This window comes from Streptomyces caelestis (assembly GCF_014205255.1).
GTDB lineage: Bacteria > Actinomycetota > Actinomycetes > Streptomycetales > Streptomycetaceae > Streptomyces > Streptomyces caelestis.
Genome location: NZ_JACHNE010000001.1, coordinates 2,691,226 through 2,707,410 on the forward strand (window position 1 = coordinate 2,691,226; position 16,185 = coordinate 2,707,410).

Below are 16,185 nucleotides of genomic sequence, written 5' to 3' on the forward strand. Positions count from 1 at the left end.
AGAGTGTGAGAGTGCTCGTACTCGTCGCTCCCGGCCAGGGCGCCCAGACGCCCGGCTTCCTGACTGCATGGCTCGACTTCCCCGGTGTTCGCGGTGCCCTCGAGGCCTGGTCGGACGCCGCGGGACTCGACCTGATCCGTTACGGCACCGAGGCCGACGCGGAGGAGATCCGCGACACCGCGGTGGCCCAGCCGCTGCTGGTCGCGGCCGGACTGGCGTCCGCGTACATGCTCTTCGACGACCCGGCGGAGCTGCCGCGGAAGGTCGGCGCCATCGCCGGTCACAGCGTCGGCGAGATCACCGCGGCCTCGCTCGCCGGGGTGCTCCCCCACGAGGAGGCGCTCCGCCTGGTCCGCACGCGTGGACTCGCCATGGCCGAGGCCGCCGCCGTCACCGAGACCGGCATGGCCGCCCTCCTCGGCGGCGACCCCGAAGTGACGGTTGCGCACCTGACGAAGCTCGGCCTGACCCCGGCGAACATCAACGGCGCGGGCCAGATCGTCGCGGCCGGCACCAAGGAGCAGCTCGCCGCGCTGGAGGCCGACAAGCCCGAGGGCGTGCGCAAGGTCGTCGCGCTGAAGGTGGCCGGCGCCTTCCACACCCACCACATGGCCCCCGCGGTCGACACGCTGGCGAAGGCCGCCGAGGCCCTGACGCCCGGCGACCCGGAGGTCACCTACGTCTCGAACAAGGACGGGCAGGCGGTCGCCGCCGGCACCGAGGTGCTGGACCGTCTGGTCGGCCAGGTCGCCAACCCGGTCCGCTGGGACCTGTGCATGGAGACCTTCAAGGAACTCGGCGTCACGGCGCTGATCGAGGTGTGCCCCGGCGGCACCCTCACCGGCCTGGCCAAGCGGGCCCTGCCCGGTGTGAAGACGCTGGCCCTGAAGTCCCCCGCCGACCTCGACGCGGCTCGCGAGCTCATCGCCGAGCAGAGTGCCTGAGAAGGAGCCCGAGAGCATGGCGAAGATCAAGCCCAGCAAGGGCGCCCCGTACGCGCGCATCCTCGGCGTCGGCGGCTACCGCCCGACCCGGGTCGTGCCGAACGAGGTGATCCTGGAGACGATCGAGTCCTCCGACGAGTGGATTCGCTCGCGCTCCGGCATCGAGACCCGGCACTGGGCCTCCGACGAGGAGACCGTCGCCGCGATGTCGATCGAGGCGTCCGGCAAGGCCATCGCGGACGCGGGCATCTCCGTCGAGCAGATCGGCGGCGTGATCGTCTCGACGGTCTCGCACTTCAAGCAGACCCCGGCCGTCGCCACCGAGATCGCCGACAAGCTGGGCACCGACAAGGCCGCCGCCTTCGACATCTCGGCGGGCTGCGCGGGCTTCGGCTACGGCCTCACGCTCGCCAAGGGCATGATCGTCGAGGGCTCGGCGGAGTACGTCCTGGTGATCGGCGTCGAGCGGCTGAGCGACCTGACCGACCTGGAGGACCGGGCGACGGCCTTCCTGTTCGGCGACGGTGCCGGCGCGGTCGTGGTCGGCCCGTCCCAGGAGCCCGCGATCGGCCCGACCGTGTGGGGCTCGGAGGGCGACAAGTCCGAGACCATCAAGCAGACCGTGCCGTGGACGGACTACCGGAACGGAACGGTCGAGAAGTTCCCCGCGATCACCCAGGAAGGCCAGGCGGTGTTCCGCTGGGCCGTGTTCGAGATGGCGAAGGTCGCCCAGCAGGCGCTGGACGCGGCCGGGATCACCGTGGACGACCTGGATGTCTTCATCCCGCACCAGGCCAACGTGCGGATCATCGACTCGATGGTGAAGACGCTGAAACTGCCGGAGCACGTCACGGTCGCCCGTGACATCCGCACCACCGGCAACACCTCGGCCGCCTCGATCCCGCTCGCGATGGAGCGGCTCCTGGCGACCGGCGAGGCGAAGAGCGGCGACACCGCGCTCGTCATCGGCTTCGGGGCGGGTCTCGTCTACGCCGCGACTGTCGTTACCCTCCCCTAGGCACTCCGTGCCGGATCATGCGGTCCGGTACGGGAGAAACACCTGCCACACCCTCAGGAACATCTACGAAGGAGCGCCGACATGGCCGCCACTCAGGAAGAGATCGTCGCCGGTCTCGCCGAGATCGTGAACGAGATCGCCGGCATCCCGGTTGAGGACGTCCAGCTGGACAAGTCCTTCACCGACGACCTGGACGTCGACTCGCTGTCCATGGTCGAGGTCGTCGTCGCCGCCGAAGAGCGCTTCGACGTCAAGATCCCGGACGAGGACGTCAAGAACCTCAAGACCGTCGGCGACGCGACGAACTACATCCTCAAGCACCAGGGCTGATCGACCGATCAGGCCTTCGGGCTGACTGCCCCGCCACCCGGCGGTGGCGCCGCTTAATCCTCGGATCCGTTGGAGAAAGAATTCCCGTGAGCTCGACCAATCGCACCGTGGTCGTCACCGGTATCGGCGCAACCACACCGCTGGGTGGCGACGTAGCCTCTACCTGGGAGGGCTTGATCGCCGGACGTTCCGGCGTGAAGCCCCTGGAGCAGGAGTGGGCGGCCGACCAGGCCGTCAAGATCGCGGCCCCGGTCGCCGTGGAGCCGACCGAGGTCATCCCGCGGCCGCAGGCCCGCCGACTGGACCGCTCGGCGCAGTTCGCGCTGGTCGCGGCCAAGGAGGCCTGGGCCGACGCCGGTTTCGAGGCGAAGGCCGGCGAGGACCCGGCCGTCGACCCCGACCGGCTCGGCGCGGTCATCGCCTCCGGCATCGGCGGCGTGACGACGCTCCTCGACCAGTACGACGTGCTGAAGGAGAAGGGCGTCCGCCGCGTCTCCCCGCACACCGTGCCCATGCTGATGCCCAACAGCCCGTCGGCCAACGTGGGCTTGGCCGTGGGTGCCCGGGCGGGCGTGCACACGCCGGTCTCCGCCTGCGCCTCGGGCGCCGAGGCCATCGGCTACGCCATCGAGATGATCCGCACCGGCCGCGCCGACATCGTCGTCGCGGGTGGTACGGAGGCGGCGATCCACCCGCTGCCCATCGCCGCGTTCGGCAACATGATGGCGATGTCCAAGAACAACGACGACCCGCAGGGCGCGTCGCGCCCCTACGACATCGCCCGCGACGGCTTCGTCCTCGGCGAGGGCGCCGGTGTCGTCGTCCTGGAGTCCGCCGAGCACGCCGCCAAGCGCGGTGCCCGGGTGTACGCCGAGGCGGTCGGGCAGGGCATCTCCGCCGACAGCCACGACATCGTGCAGCCGGAGCCGGAGGGGCGGGGCATCTCGCACGCCCTGCAGAACCTGCTGGAGCGGACCGACCTGGACCCTGCGGAGATCGTGCACGTCAACGCGCACGCCACGTCGACGCCGGCCGGTGACATCGCCGAGCTGAAGGCGCTGCGGAAGGTGTTCGGTGACGACACCGACCACATCGCGGTGTCCGCGACGAAGTCGATGACCGGGCATCTGCTGGGTGGTGCGGGTGGTGTCGAGACGGTCGCGACCGTGCTCGCGCTGTACCACCGGGTGGCTCCGCCGACGATCAACGTGGAGAACCTCGACCCCGAGGCCGAGGCGAACGCCGACGTCGTCCGGGGTGAGGCTCGGAAGCTGCCGGTCGAAGGCCGTATCGCCGCGCTGAACGACTCGTTCGGGTTCGGCGGGCACAACGTGGTGCTGGCGTTCCGGACGGTGTGAGAGGACCTGCTCTCCACCCCTACGACGTGAAGGGCCCTCACCACTCGGTGAGGGCCCTTCACGCGTGCTGAAAAGAAATCAGACCACCTGGTGGAGCCAGCGGACCGGGGCGCCCTCTCCTGCGTAGCGGAACGGCTCCAGCTCGTCGTCCCAGGGCTTGCCCAGGAGTTTGTTGAGCTCGGCCTCCAGGTCCGTTTCGCCGCGCTGGCTGCGTTGCAGGGCGGCGCGCAGCCGGTCCTCGGGGATGAGGATGTCGCCGTGGATGCCGGTGACGGCGTGGAAGATGCCCAGGTCGGGAGTGCAGCTGTAGCGTTCGCCCTCGGCGGTGGGGCAGGGTTCCGAGGTGACCTCGAAGCGGAGGAGGTGCCAGCCGCGCAGCGCCGACGCCAGCTTCGACGCCGTGCCCGCCTGGCCCTGCCAGGAGAACTCCGAGCGCCAGGTGCCCGGGGAGGCGGGCTGACGGATCCAGTCCAGGCTGACGCGCGTACCGAGCACCCCGGCGACGGCCCACTCGACGTGCGGGCACAGCGCGCGCGGCGCGGAGTGCACGTACAGAACTCCACGTGTCGTCACCGGAACCTCCGGGCAGAGCGGGACATCTTGGAAACGGGCGGAACGGCTGTGACCGGGCGGGTCACGTTGATGGCGAGGCTACCGTGCGGTGACGCGAGGAGTGTGACGTACGGTCGCTCCCGGCGCCGGGAAACGCCGCCATTCACCCAGGGGGACGCTTGTACGGGTGTGAGCCGTTGCACCTGATCGGTCGGGAACCCTCGTGCGTTGTTATGGGTTGGGCAGACAGGCACGGCGCGGCGAGGGGAAGGACCAGGGATGCGGAAGCGAAGCCACCGTTCACGGGTCGTTCTCGCGGTGGCCGTGGCGGCTGCCCTGGGGGTCGCCGGATGTGATGCGGTCGGGGGTGACTCCCCCGCACCGTCCGCTACCGCCAAGCCGTCCCCGAAGCCCACGCCCCTCTGGGACCGCAGCCCGAGTTCCGTCGCGGCCGTGGGCGACTCCATCACGCGCGGTTTCGACGCCTGTGACGTGCTGCAGGACTGCCCGGAGGCGTCCTGGGCGACGGGCGCGAGCCCCGAGGTGGACTCCCTCGCCGTCCGGCTGCTGGGGCGGGCCGGGGCCGCGGAGCGGAGCTGGAACTACGCCGTGACCGGGGCGCGGATGGCGGACCTGCCCGGGCAGATCGCCCAGGCGGTACGGCGTAAGCCCCAGCTGGTGACGGTGATGGTGGGGGCGAACGACGCCTGCCGGGCCACCCCCTCGGCGATGACTCCGGTCACGGAGTTCCGCGCCGACTTCGAGGACTCCCTGCGCAGCCTGCGCAAGGCGCTGCCCAGGGCCCAGGTGTTCGTGGCGAGCGTGCCGAACCTGAAGCGGCTGTGGTCCGAGGGCCGCACCAGTCCGATGGGCAAGCAGGTCTGGCAGCTGGGGATCTGCCCGTCGATGCTGGGTGACGCGGACGCCGTGGACGCGGCGGCGAACCTGCGGCGGAACACGGTGCAGAAGCGGGTGGAGGACTACAACAAGGTCCTGAAGGAGGTCTGCGCCAAGGACGAGCGGTGCCGCTACGACGGGGACGCGGTGTACGACTACCGCTTCGGCACCGCCCAGTTGAGCCGCTGGGACTACTTCCACCCGAGCGTGAACGGACAGGCCCGGTTGGCGGAGATCGCGTACCGGACCGTCACGGCGGAACGACCCCGGCCCAGGGCCTGACTTAGAGTTCCGCACATGAACGAACTCTTCGGCACACTTTCCGACGGAACGCCGGTGCACCGCTGGACCCTGGAGCGGGCGGGCGTCCGGGTGCGGATCCTGTCGTACGGCGGCATCGTGCAGTCCGTCGAGGTGCCGGACCGGGAGATGCGCGCCGGGAACGTGGTGCTGGGGTTCCCCGACCTCGACGGCTATCTCGCTCACCCGGATCCGTACCTCGGCGCCCTGGTCGGGCGGTACGCCAACCGGATCGCCGGTGCCCGGTTCCCGCTGGACGGGCGGATGTACGCACTCGAACCGAACAACGGGCCGAACGCGCTGCACGGTGGAGTGCGTGGCTTCGACAAGCGGGTGTGGGAGGGGACGCCCGTCGAGCACGGCGTGCGGCTCGCGCGGGTCAGTCCGCACGGCGAGGAGGGGTTCCCTGGGCGGCTGGAGGTGTCGGCGACGTACACGCTGCAGGAGAGCGGGGCGCTGCGGATCGAGTACGAGGCCGTGACGGACGCGCCGACCGTGGTGAACCTGACGAACCACAGCTACTTCAACCTGGCCGGTGCCGGTGACGCGGGCGGACACGAGCTACGGCTGGCCGCCTCCCGGTACACGCCGGTGGACGCGGACCTGATCCCGGCCGGCAGCCTGGACGACGTGACCGGCACGCGCTTCGACTTCCGCGAGGCCCGCAAGGTCGGCGCCGGCTATGACCACAACTTCGTGCTCGACAAGGGTGTGACGGACGTCCCGGCCAAGGTCGCGGAGCTGTACGACCCGGCGTCCGGGCGGGTGCTGACGGTGGCGACCACCGAGCCCGGACTCCAGCTGTACACCGCCGACCATCTGGGCGAGCCCTTCGCGCCCGGCGACGGCATCGCGCTGGAGACCCAGCACTTCCCCGACTCCCCGAACCGGCCGGAGTTCCCGGGCACGGTACTGCGGCCGGGCGAGGTGTACCGCTCGGAGACGGTGTACGGGTTCGGTACCCGTTAGGCCCTCGCGGCCGGAAGGGCCGGGAGAGCACGAACCCCGGTCCAGGGGTCAGGTCCCGGACCGGGGCTGCTCTGTGGGGACCTCGTCCCGGATCAGACGTTAATCGTCGCGGTGATCCTGCGGTCCGTGATCGAGCGCCCCACCTGGATCTCGTACGAACCCTTCACGAACGACCACGACTTGGTCGTATCGCCCCAGATCTCGAAGGCTTCCGCGTTTCCTCCGGGATCCGTAATCCCGGCGGGCGCCGGCGCCCGGTGCCCTTGCGGGCCTCCAGCAGGGCTTTCACGCCCAGACAGACCAAGTAGGCGGCGCCCGCCAGCCTGATCACGGTGAAGGCCTGGGCCGACCGGGCGGCGATCACCGAAAGGCCCAGTGCCGCGGCGCACATGTGCACGCACAGTCCCGTCTGGGCTCCGTAGGCGGCTGCCCAGCCCAGCGCGGGACGCCGGGCCGCGGCCCGTACGATCACCAGGAAGTCGGGGCCGGGCACGAGGTAGGCGAGCAGGACCACCCCCAGGAACCCCACAAGGTCCGGCATCGTCCCGCCCCCTCCCCGCGCCCGGCCGCCGCACGCGCCCTGCGGGTGCGGGTCCCACGCGAGCCGTGGGTCATGCGCCATGGCGTACGCCACTCCCGTCACGTGATACTGCGACACGTCCCGCACGCCCACGACGAAAGGGCCTGAACTCCCTTGAGCTCCCTACGCGTTCGCCTCGGCGTCCTCGGTCTCGCCCTGTTGGCCGGCTTCACCGCCCCGACGGCCGCGAGCGCCGCCGCGTCTGTCCCCTCCCCCACCGTCGAGGAGCAGCGGCTCGACAAAGACGTGCCACGGGAGATCCTGCGGCGTTCCGGATTCGACAGCGTGGCTCCGCGGCTGGGCCGGGCGCTCGACGCGGCCCGCTCCTACGGGCAGGCGCGCCGGGCGGTCGCCCGTGAGGGAACGGAGCTGTGGCGGCGGGCCGTCGACCGGGCGCAGGGGCGTGGGCCGGCGGGCGGGGATTTGAGCCGGGACGACGACCGGCCGCTGTACTGGGCGCGGCTCGGCATGACGCGTGAAGTGCGGACCTGGGAGCCGGAGTTCGGCGTGACGGACCGGCAGCGGGCGGCGCTGCTGGACGAGCTGGAGCGCACCTCGCGCGGTCAGGCGGACCTCCTCCCCCACTCTCGGCTTCGCGCGAGCGGGGGGACCCCCCTCCCGCACGGCAAGGGCCTGAAGCGGATTCTGGTCACCGGCTTCGACCCGTTCACCCTGGACCGGGACATCCGTATCTCCAACCCGTCCGGCGCCACGGCGCTCGCGCTCGACGGCACGGTGGTCGAGACGGCGGACGGCCCGGCCCGGGTCGAGACGGCCGTGTTCCCGGTGCGCTGGCGGGACTTCACGGAGGGAACGGTGGAACGCACCCTGCGGCCCCACCTGCCCAAGGCGGACCTGTTCATGACCGTGAGCCAGGGCCGGGTCGGGCGGTTCGACGTGGAGCGGACCAACGGGGCCTGGCGGGGCGGCTTCGCGGACAACGACAACATCGGCCGCACCGAGACCGTCCCCGTCACCGACCCGGCCTCGCAGCCGCAGTGGACGACGACCACGTTGCCGTACCGGGCGATCGTGGCCGCGGACACCGGCCGTTTCCCGGTGTACGACAACACCGGCGTCACCGAGATCCCGGCCGGCGGCACCGAGCCCGTCGTCCGCCCGGACGGGCCGACCCCCGGCTCGACCGCCCGGGCGGGCGGTGGCGGTGACTACCTGTCCAACGAGATCGCCTACCGGGCGACCCTGCTGCGGGACCGGCTGGGTCTGCACGATGTCCTGCCGGGCGGGCATGTGCACACACCCGTGCTCCAGTTCGGCGCTGGGAACACCACGGAGGTCACCGACCCGGAGTTCGTGCGGAACCGGCTGGACATCATCAGGCAGGTGAGGACGATCCTGAGGGTGGCTGCGGAAGAGTCGTGACGGCCCCCTCGCCCTCCCCTCCGTCCTCCCGGATCTCCTCGCCCAGCAGTTCCCGCGCCATGAGGGTGGCGCCGGCGACCGCGCCCGGCATCAGGAACACGGCGACGAACGGGATCAGGAAGGCCACGGCCAGCGGCGTACCGAAGCCCCAGACCAGGGTCTTGCGGGAGCGGAGCAGGCCGAGGCGGGTGCGCAGTTCGACGCTGCGGCGCTGGAGGGCGACGGCGGTCAGTTCCTCGGTGAGGAAGAACCCGGTGACGAAGAACCCGATCACCGGTACGGCCGTCTGGCCGACGACGGGGATGAAACCGCACGCGAACAGCAGGACGCCCCACAGGGCGGCCCGGAGCACGATCCGGAGGCTGTCCCGGGCGGAGATCCACAGCTCGCGCCAGAGCGGCAGGCCGGACTCGGGGGCGTGGCCGTCCGGGGACACGTCCCGGTCGACCTTCTCGGAGAGGTTCTCGTAGAAGGGCTGTCCGACCAGCAGGGTCACCGCGGTGAACGTCACGACGGACAGGAGCAGGGCGAGGGCGAACAGCACGGCGGTCAGGAAGCCGCGGAAGAGCCCGAGCCAGGGGCTCGACCAGCCGTCGGCGAAGGGAGTCGCCCAGGCGACCGCGTCCTCGCCCCACAGCGCCAGCGCGACGAGCGCCGCCGCGTACAGGACGAGGGTGATCAGGCCCGGGAGCAGCCCGAAGCCGTAACTCTTGCCGTGCCGGGCCACCCATCGCTGGCCCTTCAGCAGGTACCGGAAACCCACCCCGAGATCGCGCATGGGAAAACCCTATCGGTGCTGGTGTCGCGCCCTTGACGCGCTCCGGTCACACCGGCGTCACAGCTGTCCGCGAAGGGCCGTCCGGGTCACCGGTGACACCAAGGCGGCCTTGTTGCCGTTGAGTCGAACCGGTACACCTCGCCGTACCGATCTCAGGAAGCCCCGTTGGAGGTACGCGTGCGCACCACGAGAACCGTTCCCGCGAGACCTGTACTGATCGTCACGCTCACGCTCGCCACGGCGGGTTCACTTCTGCTCGGCCCCGACACCGCCGGCGCGGACCCGAAGCCCGTCACCCGCGAGGGCGCCGCCGTGGACGACCGAGCGGCACAGGCTCCCGCGAGCGCGGCCCGGCGCGCACTGGCCGCGGAGACTCCCGCCGGCACCTCCACCGCGGCGCCCGCCCGCGGCTACCCCCGCCGCCAGGTCCTCTCCCCCGACCGGGAGAACCCCGGCGACAAGTCCCTGAAGCTGGGCCTCACTCCGTACCACGCGATCGCCCCGAAGCTGAACGCCCTGCAACGCCTCGGCGACCGGGTGAGCGTGGAGGTGACCGGCCGCTCGGCCGGCGGCCACCGCCTCTACCTCGTCACCGTCACCGCCCCGGAGACCACCCGCCAGGCCCGCGCCCAGGAACGCATGCGCGAGCTGATCGAGAACGCCCCCGCGACGGCCGCGAAGTCCCCTGAGATCAAGCGCTCCTACAAGACCCCGGTCTTCGTCAACAGCAACATCCACGGCAACGAGTGGGAGGGCACGGACGCCTCGCTGAAGATCGTCGAGCAGCTGGCGACGGCGCACGACGCCAGGACCCGCGACCTCCTGGCGCGCAGCCGCCTGTACTTCAACATCACGGCCAACCCGGACGGCCGGATCGCCGGGACCCGCGCCAACGCGGGCGGCTTCGACCTGAACCGCGACTTCGTCACCGCCTCCCAGCCCGAGACCCGCGCGATGCGGCAGATCGAGCTGGACAAGCAGCCGGCCGTCCTGCTCGACCTGCACGGCTACGTCAACGGCACGCTCATCGAGCCCACCACTCCCCCGCACGGCGAGAACTACGAGTACGACCTCTTCCTGAAGAACAGCTACGCCAACGCTCTCGGCATGGAGTCCGCGGTCAACGCCCTCGGCTACACGCCCGCGAAGGACGGCGTGGAGCCGGTCCAGATCCCGTTCCGCGACCAGGAGGAGGGCTGGGACGACTGGCCGCCGATCTTCACCCCGCAGTACGCGGCCTTCCACGGCACGGTCGCCGCGCACACGGTGGAGATCCCGCTGGCGGTGAACAACGAGGAGTACGACGAACTCCCCGTCCCGGAGCTGCGCCGCCGCTCGGCGGTCAACACGGCGGTGGCGGGCGCGGCGATCCGCGCGACCCTCGACCACGTCCGGGAGCACCGCGCCCAGCTCATCAGCGACCAGATCGAGGTCTTCCGCCGCGGCGCGGCCGGTGCCCCGCAGGTACCGGTGTCACCGCGGACGGTCCCCGGCGTCCCCGGCATCGGCCCGGAGGACGTCTACACGACCACGTTCCCGCGCGCCTACGTCATCCCGCCCGGCGACTCCCGCACGCAGCGCTCGGCCCCGGCCGCGGCCCGTCTCGTCGACCACCTCCTCGCCAACGACGTCCGCGTCACCCGCGCCACCCGGCCTTTCCGGCTCGCCGGACGGACCTATCCCGAGGGCTCCTACGTCGTCGACATGCACCAGCCCAAGCGCGGCATGGCGAACGTGCTGCTGGCCGACGGCCAGGACATCAGCGGCAAGGTGTCGGTGATGTACGACATCTCGGGCTGGAGTCTGGGCCGCCTGTGGGGCGCCACGGTCGAGCAGGTGCCGTCGGGCGGCCTGCGGGGCGTGCCCCTGCGCCCGGTCACCCAGGCGGCCCCCGTCGCCCACACGGCTGCCGGCGGCAACCTCCGTCTGCGCCTGACCGACCCGCGCGAGATCGCGGCCCTCAACTCCCTTCTGCGACAGGGCGTTCGGGTACGCCAGGGGCCGGACGGCAGCGCGATCGTCCCGGCCTCGGCCCGCCGCCAGGCGGCCGTGGCCGCCCGCACGCACGACGTCTCCTTCACGGCGACGCGCCTCTCCGGCGGCACACCCCTGCCCCGCCTCCGGGTCGCCGCCGCTGTCACGCCGGGTGAGCTGTTCGCCCTGCGGGAGATGAACTTCGACGTCACGCCGGTCTCGACGGCCGTCCTGAACTCCGGCTTCGACTGGTCCGGCACGGACGTGCTGTTCGTGTCCGCCGGCCTGGACCACGCCGCCCTGACCGCCCCCGCCCGCAGGGCCCTGGACGCCTTCCTCGACGACCACGGCCTGGTCGGCCGGGGCACGAGGGGAGCGGCCCTGAACGCTGCCGCGGACCGGCTGGCCGTCAAGCCGGTCGAGGGCAACACGGACGCCAACGGCGTCGTACGAACGGAGAACGCCGGCCGCGTCACGCACGACGCTCCCGCGCACGCCTTCGTCTACGCCCCGCTGTGGTTCACCGACCTCGGTCCCGGCGTGCGGGTGGAGCAGTCGTACGCGACCGGGAATCCGCTCGTCTCCGGGCACTGGCGCCCGCTCCGGAACGGCACCGGCGGCCCCGCGGCGGCAGCGGGACAGGCCTCGGTGGTCAGCGGCGGCCGGACGGTTCTGTTCGGCACCGAACCACTCTTCCGGGCCCACCCCAAGGGGGAATTCCCGCAGGTGGCAAGGGCATTGTTCACAGTGGCACACAGCGGTTCAGTTGAGGAGAGCGGATGACGCAGGAGATCCACGGCACCATAGCCGACGGCTTCGAGGGGGTGCGCGAGGAGTTCGCAGCGTTCGTGGCCGGGGAACGGGCCGACTACGAGGGCCAGCTGTGCGCCTACGTCCACGGCCGCAAGGTGGTCGACCTGTGGGCGGGGACCGACGCGGACGCCCTCTACGGCGTGTTCTCGTCCACGAAGGGCGCCGCCTACCTGGTCGTGGCCCTCCTCGTGCAGGACGGCACGCTCGAACTGGACCGCAAGGTGACGTACTACTGGCCGGAGTTCGGGGCCGAGGGCAAGGGCGCGCTGACCCTGCGCGACCTGCTCGCGCACCGGGCGGGCGTGGTCGGCACGGACTCCGGCTTCACCCTCGCGGAGCTGGCCGACGACCGCCAGCTCGCCGAACGCCTCGCCGACCAGCGGCCGTTCTGGCGCCCCGGCACGGCGTTCGGCTATCACGCGATGGTCAGCGGCGCCCTGGTCGGCGAGGTCGTGCGCCGTGCCACGGGCCGCACGCTCCAGGAGGTCTACCAGGAGCGGATCCGCGCCCCGTACGCCCTGGACTTCCACCTGGGCCTGCCCGCGCCCCAGGAGCCCCGCTTCCGCACCACCCAGCCGATGGCGCCGACGCCGGACCAGCAGGCCCTCCTCGACGCCACGCCCACGGGTCCGCACACGCTCGCCTCGATCGCCTACAACCGCAACGCGTCGGAGCCGACCGACCTCGCCTCGCTGCCCAACATGCCATTGATCCGCGCCAAGGGACCGGCGTCGGTGGGCGGGGTGGCGTCCGCGCGGGGCCTGGCCGGGACGTACGCGGCGGCGATCAGCGAGGTGGACCAACGGGCCCCGCTGCTGAAGCCGGACACGGTGGCGGAGTTCGGCCAGTTCCACTCGGTCGGCTACGACCTGGTGGCACGTGCCCACAGGTCGTTCGGACTCGGCTTCCAGATCACGGCTGACGTGGCGCACCCGTTCCTCGGCGCCGGGACGATCGGGCACAGCGGCGCGAGCGGCTCACAGGCCTTCGCGGACCCGTGGAGCGGCCTCGCGTACGGCTACACGCGCCGCCGTTTCGCCTTCCCGGGCGGCGCAGCCCCGGAGAACGACCGCCTGGCGCTGGCGATCCACAGGGCGGCGCTCGCCCTCTGACGCCCGGGCGCGGACGAAGGCCGCACCCCACGTCCAAGGGTGCGGCCTCCGCGTACGCAACGACGGCGGTCAGGCCAGCGTCACGGTGATGTTCCCGCGGGTCGCCTTCGCGTAGGGACACACGTCATGGGCCCTCTCGACGAGCGACCGCGCGGTGCCCCGGTCCACCGTGGGAATGCCGGCGGAGATCTCCACGATGATCCCGAGCCCGTCCCCGTTCTTCCCGAGGCCGACCTTCGCGATAGGGGTCTCCCCTGCTCGAACGAAGTTGAGAGCTTGGGGAAGGTCGACCCGGTGAGGTCGGCCCTCTCCTGGCGGGCGACGACGCCGAGAGCGCCCTGGAAGCAGGCGCTGTAGCCGGCGGCGAACAGCTGCTCCGGGTTGGTCCCGGCGCCACTGCCGCCCAGCTCCTTCGGCGGGTTGACGACGACGTCGAGCTTGCCGTCGTCGGTGGCGACCCGACCGTCGCGCCCGCCCTCGGCGGTGGCGACGGCGGTGCACAGGACGTCGGACCGCTGGATGGGCATGCGGTGGTGTTCCTTCTGTCGTCCGCCGCGGCTCGCGCCCGGGCCGAGCGGATTCGGAAAAAACTTACCGCATGCCGGAAATCAGCAGAAGAGGTCAGAGCTTGACGATCATCTTCCCGGTGTTGTCGCCGCGCAGCACACCCAGGAACGCCTCCAGGTTGTTCTCGATGCCCTCGACGACGGTCTCCCGGTACTTCAGCTCACCGGAGGCGACCCAGGGGGCGACCTCCCGGACGAACTCCGGCTGAAGGTCGTAGTGGTCCCCGACCAGGAAGCCCTCGATACGGCCGCGGGTCTGGATCAGGCGGGCGAGGTTCCTCGGACCCGGGGCGGGCTCGGTGTTGTTGTAGACGGAGATCATCCCGCAGACGGCGATCCGCCCGCCCTCGTTGAGGGACCCGATGGCGGCCTCCAGGTGATCACCGCCGACATTGTCGAAGTACACGTCGACGCCGTCAGGAGCGGCAGCGCGCAGCTGCTTGCTCACGGGACCGTCCTTGTAGTTGAAGGCGGCGTCGAAGCCGTACTCGTCGACGAGCAGCTTCACCTTCTCCGCCGACCCGGCGGACCCGATGACCCGCGAGGCACCCTTCAGCCGGGCGATCTGCCCGACCTGGCCGCCCACGGCACCGGCGGCACCGGAAACGAAGACGGTGTCGCCCTCCTTGAAGGCGGCGGTGCGCAGCAGCCCCGCGTAGGCGGTCAGGCCGGTCATGCCCAGCACACCGAGGTACGTCGACAGCGGCGCGGCGTCCGGGTCCACCTTGACGGCGGTCTTCGCGGCCACGACGGCGTACTCGCGCCATCCGAGGAAGTGCAGCACGTGGTCGCCCACGGCCAGCCCCTCGGCGTTGGAGGCCACGACCTCGCCGACGGCACCGCCCTGCATGGCCTTGCCGAGCTCGAACGGGGCGATGTAGGACTTCGCGTCGCTCATCCGGCCACGCATGTACGGGTCCACGGAGAGGTACTTGTTCCGCACGAGGACCTGTCCCTCACCCGGCTGCGGAACCTCCGCCTCCACGAAGGCGAAGTCCTCGGGCTTCGGCCAGCCGACGGGGCGGCTGACCAGGTGCCACTCGCGGTTGACGGTGGGGAGGACGGGGGTGTCGGTCATGGTGCGCCTTTCCACGAGAATGTTTCAGTAACTGAAACAACCATGCTCCTGAAAATTTCAGGTTGTCAAATAACCGGGTACCCTCGATTCCATGGCCTCCACCACATCCGCCCCCCGGAACAGCCACCGCCCCGATCCGCTGACCCTTGAGGTCGTCGAGCTCATCGGGGAGGTCGTGGCGCGGTTCCATCAGGACTACGAGGAGGCGGCGGCGGAGCATGCGCTGACCGGGGCGCAGGCTCGGTTGCTGAGCCTGCTGTGCCTTGAGCCACTGCCGATGCGGAGGCTTGCCCAGCGGTTGAAGTGCGAGCCGTCCAATGTCACGGGGATCGTGGATCGACTGGAGGCGCGGGGGCTGGTGGAGCGGCGGCCGGATCCTGCGGACCGCCGGGTGAAGGTGGCTGCGGCGACGGATGAGGGACGGCGGGTGGCCCGGAGTCTGCGGGAGTCGTTGCGGTTCGCTCGCGAGCCGCTGGCCGGGCTTTCCGAGGGGGAGAGGGTGGCGCTGCGGGATGCGCTGCGGGGGATGCTGGAGTGAGGTCGCGCCGCCGCAGAAGGCCGGCCCGGCAGTTTCCTGAAGGATGGATTCCTGCCGTGTGACCACTTCTCAGCTCTGGCGATAAGGGCGGCCAGGATTACAGCAATGTCGACCTGTCGGCCCACGCCGACGCCTACCAGAACCCTGTCCACCGTCGGTCTGGCGTGGACGCTGCAGACGCAGGACCTGCTCAGCGTCCACCTCGCCGTGATGTCAGCCATATCCTTGGCCCCGGCGTTCCTCGGGATGTCGATCGGAAACCGGATCCGCAAGCGCGTCTCCGAGGAGCGGTTTCGAACCGTACTCTGTGTCGCTTTGCCGCTCTTCGGGGTGTACGTCGCCGTGCGGAGCCTGACTACCCGGTGAGGCGCCCCGAAGCGAGGAGAGGACGCGACATGAGAGCGGACCTGATCGAACTGCTGCGCGAGCTGGAGGAGTTCGGCGAGTCGAACGACGCGGCAACGGACGACCGAAGCCGGAAGATGCTGAACATCACGCACGACACCGGCATGTTCCTGACGATGCTCATCAAGACAGGCAACTGCAAGAACGTGCTGGAGGTCGGGACTTCCAACGGCTACTCGACGTTGTGGCTGGCCGAGGCCGTGGGCGAGGGCGGCTCGGTGACGACCGTCGAGCAGGCGCCCGGCAAGGTCGCGATGGCCGAGCGGAACTTCCAGCGCGCCGGACTCCAGCCCCGCATCCGGCAGATCGCGGGCGACGCCGGCCCGTTCATCGAGTCGCGCGGAGCCGGCGAGTACGACTTCGTCTTCCTGGACAGCGATCGCGGACAGTACGCCGACTGGTGGCCCTCCCTCCAGCGGGTTCTCGCCAACGGCCGCCCGATGGTGGTCGACAACGCCGTCTCCCACGCCCACCAGCTGGAGACCTTCAAGCAGTTGGTCGAGGCCTCGGACGGCTACCTCAGCTGCGTCTTCCCGATCGGCAAGGGCGAAATGGTGGTCCTGAAAGACATTCCGTGACGCCTCCCGACG

General features: G+C 70.9%; 15 protein-coding genes and 1 pseudogene. 11 read left to right on the forward strand and 5 right to left on the reverse strand.

What is annotated here, in order from left to right:
- Nucleotides 1-11: 11 nt before the first annotated feature.
- The 4 genes from HDA41_RS12180 (at nucleotide 12) to fabF (ending at nucleotide 3,650) form a co-directional block, all read left to right on the forward strand.
- The gene (locus HDA41_RS12180) at nucleotides 12-944 is read left to right on the forward strand and encodes an ACP S-malonyltransferase (RefSeq protein WP_184983347.1); all 933 of its coding nucleotides are present in this window, start codon (nucleotides 12-14) and stop codon (nucleotides 942-944) included.
- Nucleotides 945-960: 16 nt separating this feature from the next.
- A complete protein-coding gene (locus HDA41_RS12185) occupies nucleotides 961-1,962 on the forward strand; it encodes a ketoacyl-ACP synthase III (RefSeq protein WP_184983350.1) in 1,002 nt (333 codons plus the stop codon).
- A gap of 81 nt (nucleotides 1,963-2,043) precedes the next feature.
- On the forward strand, nucleotides 2,044-2,292 hold the full coding sequence (locus tag HDA41_RS12190; RefSeq protein WP_031131297.1) for an acyl carrier protein: 249 nt from the start codon (nucleotides 2,044-2,046) through the stop codon (nucleotides 2,290-2,292).
- Between the two features lie 86 nt (nucleotides 2,293-2,378).
- The gene (gene fabF / locus HDA41_RS12195; RefSeq protein WP_184983351.1) at nucleotides 2,379-3,650 is read left to right on the forward strand and encodes a beta-ketoacyl-ACP synthase II; all 1,272 of its coding nucleotides are present in this window, start codon (nucleotides 2,379-2,381) and stop codon (nucleotides 3,648-3,650) included.
- Between the two features lie 78 nt (nucleotides 3,651-3,728).
- On the opposite strand, the gene HDA41_RS12200 is transcribed toward fabF, so the two are convergent.
- Nucleotides 3,729-4,223: a DUF3145 domain-containing protein gene (locus HDA41_RS12200; RefSeq protein WP_184983353.1), complete on the reverse strand. Its 495-nt coding sequence runs from the start codon at nucleotides 4,221-4,223 to the stop codon at nucleotides 3,729-3,731.
- A gap of 258 nt (nucleotides 4,224-4,481) precedes the next feature.
- Here HDA41_RS12200 and HDA41_RS12205 point away from each other — a divergent pair, with 258 nt between their 5' ends.
- Together HDA41_RS12205 and HDA41_RS12210 are read left to right on the forward strand one after the other, a co-directional pair.
- Nucleotides 4,482-5,381, forward strand: a complete 900-nt coding sequence (locus HDA41_RS12205; RefSeq protein ID WP_184983355.1) for an SGNH/GDSL hydrolase family protein — start codon at nucleotides 4,482-4,484, stop codon at nucleotides 5,379-5,381.
- Between the two features lie 15 nt (nucleotides 5,382-5,396).
- Nucleotides 5,397-6,368 carry an aldose epimerase family protein gene (locus tag HDA41_RS12210; RefSeq protein WP_184983357.1) on the forward strand — a complete coding sequence of 324 codons (972 nt, stop codon included), beginning with the start codon at nucleotides 5,397-5,399 and terminating at the stop codon, nucleotides 6,366-6,368.
- A gap of 163 nt (nucleotides 6,369-6,531) precedes the next feature.
- Here the strand turns inward: HDA41_RS12210 and HDA41_RS12215 are convergent, their stop codons facing one another.
- Nucleotides 6,532-6,990, reverse strand: a complete 459-nt coding sequence (locus HDA41_RS12215) for a LysE family translocator (RefSeq protein WP_376706778.1) — start codon at nucleotides 6,988-6,990, stop codon at nucleotides 6,532-6,534.
- Between the two features lie 72 nt (nucleotides 6,991-7,062).
- Here HDA41_RS12215 and HDA41_RS12220 point away from each other — a divergent pair, with 72 nt between their 5' ends.
- A complete protein-coding gene (locus HDA41_RS12220) occupies nucleotides 7,063-8,331 on the forward strand; it encodes a pyroglutamyl-peptidase I (protein ID WP_184983360.1) in 1,269 nt (422 codons plus the stop codon).
- On the opposite strand, the gene HDA41_RS12225 is transcribed toward HDA41_RS12220, so the two are convergent.
- Nucleotides 8,285-9,109, reverse strand: a complete 825-nt coding sequence (locus HDA41_RS12225; protein ID WP_184983361.1) for an EI24 domain-containing protein — start codon at nucleotides 9,107-9,109, stop codon at nucleotides 8,285-8,287. The genes HDA41_RS12220 and HDA41_RS12225 overlap by 47 nt on opposite strands.
- Nucleotides 9,110-9,286: 177 nt before the next feature.
- Between HDA41_RS12225 and HDA41_RS12230 the strand changes: the two genes are divergently transcribed.
- Nucleotides 9,287-11,866 (forward strand): M14 family zinc carboxypeptidase, encoded by a 2,580-nt coding sequence (locus HDA41_RS12230; RefSeq protein WP_184983362.1) that lies wholly within the window; start codon nucleotides 9,287-9,289, stop codon nucleotides 11,864-11,866.
- Nucleotides 11,863-13,008 carry a serine hydrolase domain-containing protein gene (locus HDA41_RS12235; protein ID WP_184983363.1) on the forward strand — a complete coding sequence of 382 codons (1,146 nt, stop codon included), beginning with the start codon at nucleotides 11,863-11,865 and terminating at the stop codon, nucleotides 13,006-13,008. The genes HDA41_RS12230 and HDA41_RS12235 overlap by 4 nt, the downstream gene beginning before the upstream one ends.
- A 69-nt stretch (nucleotides 13,009-13,077) precedes the next feature.
- Here HDA41_RS12235 and HDA41_RS12240 read toward each other — a convergent pair.
- Both HDA41_RS12240 and HDA41_RS12245 read right to left on the reverse strand, forming a co-directional pair.
- Nucleotides 13,078-13,535 (reverse strand): annotated as a pseudogene (locus tag HDA41_RS12240) (organic hydroperoxide resistance protein).
- A gap of 94 nt (nucleotides 13,536-13,629) precedes the next feature.
- Nucleotides 13,630-14,652: an NADP-dependent oxidoreductase gene (locus tag HDA41_RS12245; protein ID WP_184983364.1), complete on the reverse strand. Its 1,023-nt coding sequence runs from the start codon at nucleotides 14,650-14,652 to the stop codon at nucleotides 13,630-13,632.
- A gap of 91 nt (nucleotides 14,653-14,743) precedes the next feature.
- Here HDA41_RS12245 and HDA41_RS12250 point away from each other — a divergent pair, with 91 nt between their 5' ends.
- Together HDA41_RS12250 and HDA41_RS12255 are read left to right on the forward strand one after the other, a co-directional pair.
- Nucleotides 14,744-15,190: a MarR family winged helix-turn-helix transcriptional regulator gene (locus HDA41_RS12250; protein ID WP_184983365.1), complete on the forward strand. Its 447-nt coding sequence runs from the start codon at nucleotides 14,744-14,746 to the stop codon at nucleotides 15,188-15,190.
- Nucleotides 15,191-15,585: 395 nt separating this feature from the next.
- Nucleotides 15,586-16,173, forward strand: coding sequence for an O-methyltransferase (locus HDA41_RS12255; RefSeq protein ID WP_184983367.1), 588 nt, complete (start codon nucleotides 15,586-15,588; stop codon nucleotides 16,171-16,173).
- Nucleotides 16,174-16,185 lie beyond the last annotated feature (12 nt).

Coding starts and splice junctions, on each gene's coding strand:
- HDA41_RS12185 (WP_184983350.1), top strand. CDS start 961: ATGGCGAAGATCAAGCCCAGCAAGGGCGCCCCGTACGCGCGCATCCTC.
- HDA41_RS12190 (WP_031131297.1), top strand. CDS start 2,044: ATGGCCGCCACTCAGGAAGAGATCGTCGCCGGTCTCGCCGAGATCGTG.
- HDA41_RS12205 (WP_184983355.1), top strand. CDS start 4,482: ATGCGGAAGCGAAGCCACCGTTCACGGGTCGTTCTCGCGGTGGCCGTG.
- HDA41_RS12210 (WP_184983357.1), top strand. CDS start 5,397: ATGAACGAACTCTTCGGCACACTTTCCGACGGAACGCCGGTGCACCGC.
- HDA41_RS12215 (WP_376706778.1), bottom strand. CDS start 6,990: ATGGCGCATGACCCACGGCTCGCGTGGGACCCGCACCCGCAGGGCGCG.
- HDA41_RS12225 (WP_184983361.1), bottom strand. CDS start 9,109: ATGCGCGATCTCGGGGTGGGTTTCCGGTACCTGCTGAAGGGCCAGCGA.
- HDA41_RS12235 (WP_184983363.1), top strand. CDS start 11,863: ATGACGCAGGAGATCCACGGCACCATAGCCGACGGCTTCGAGGGGGTG.
- HDA41_RS12245 (WP_184983364.1), bottom strand. CDS start 14,652: ATGACCGACACCCCCGTCCTCCCCACCGTCAACCGCGAGTGGCACCTG.
- HDA41_RS12250 (WP_184983365.1), top strand. CDS start 14,744: ATGGCCTCCACCACATCCGCCCCCCGGAACAGCCACCGCCCCGATCCG.
- HDA41_RS12255 (WP_184983367.1), top strand. CDS start 15,586: ATGAGAGCGGACCTGATCGAACTGCTGCGCGAGCTGGAGGAGTTCGGC.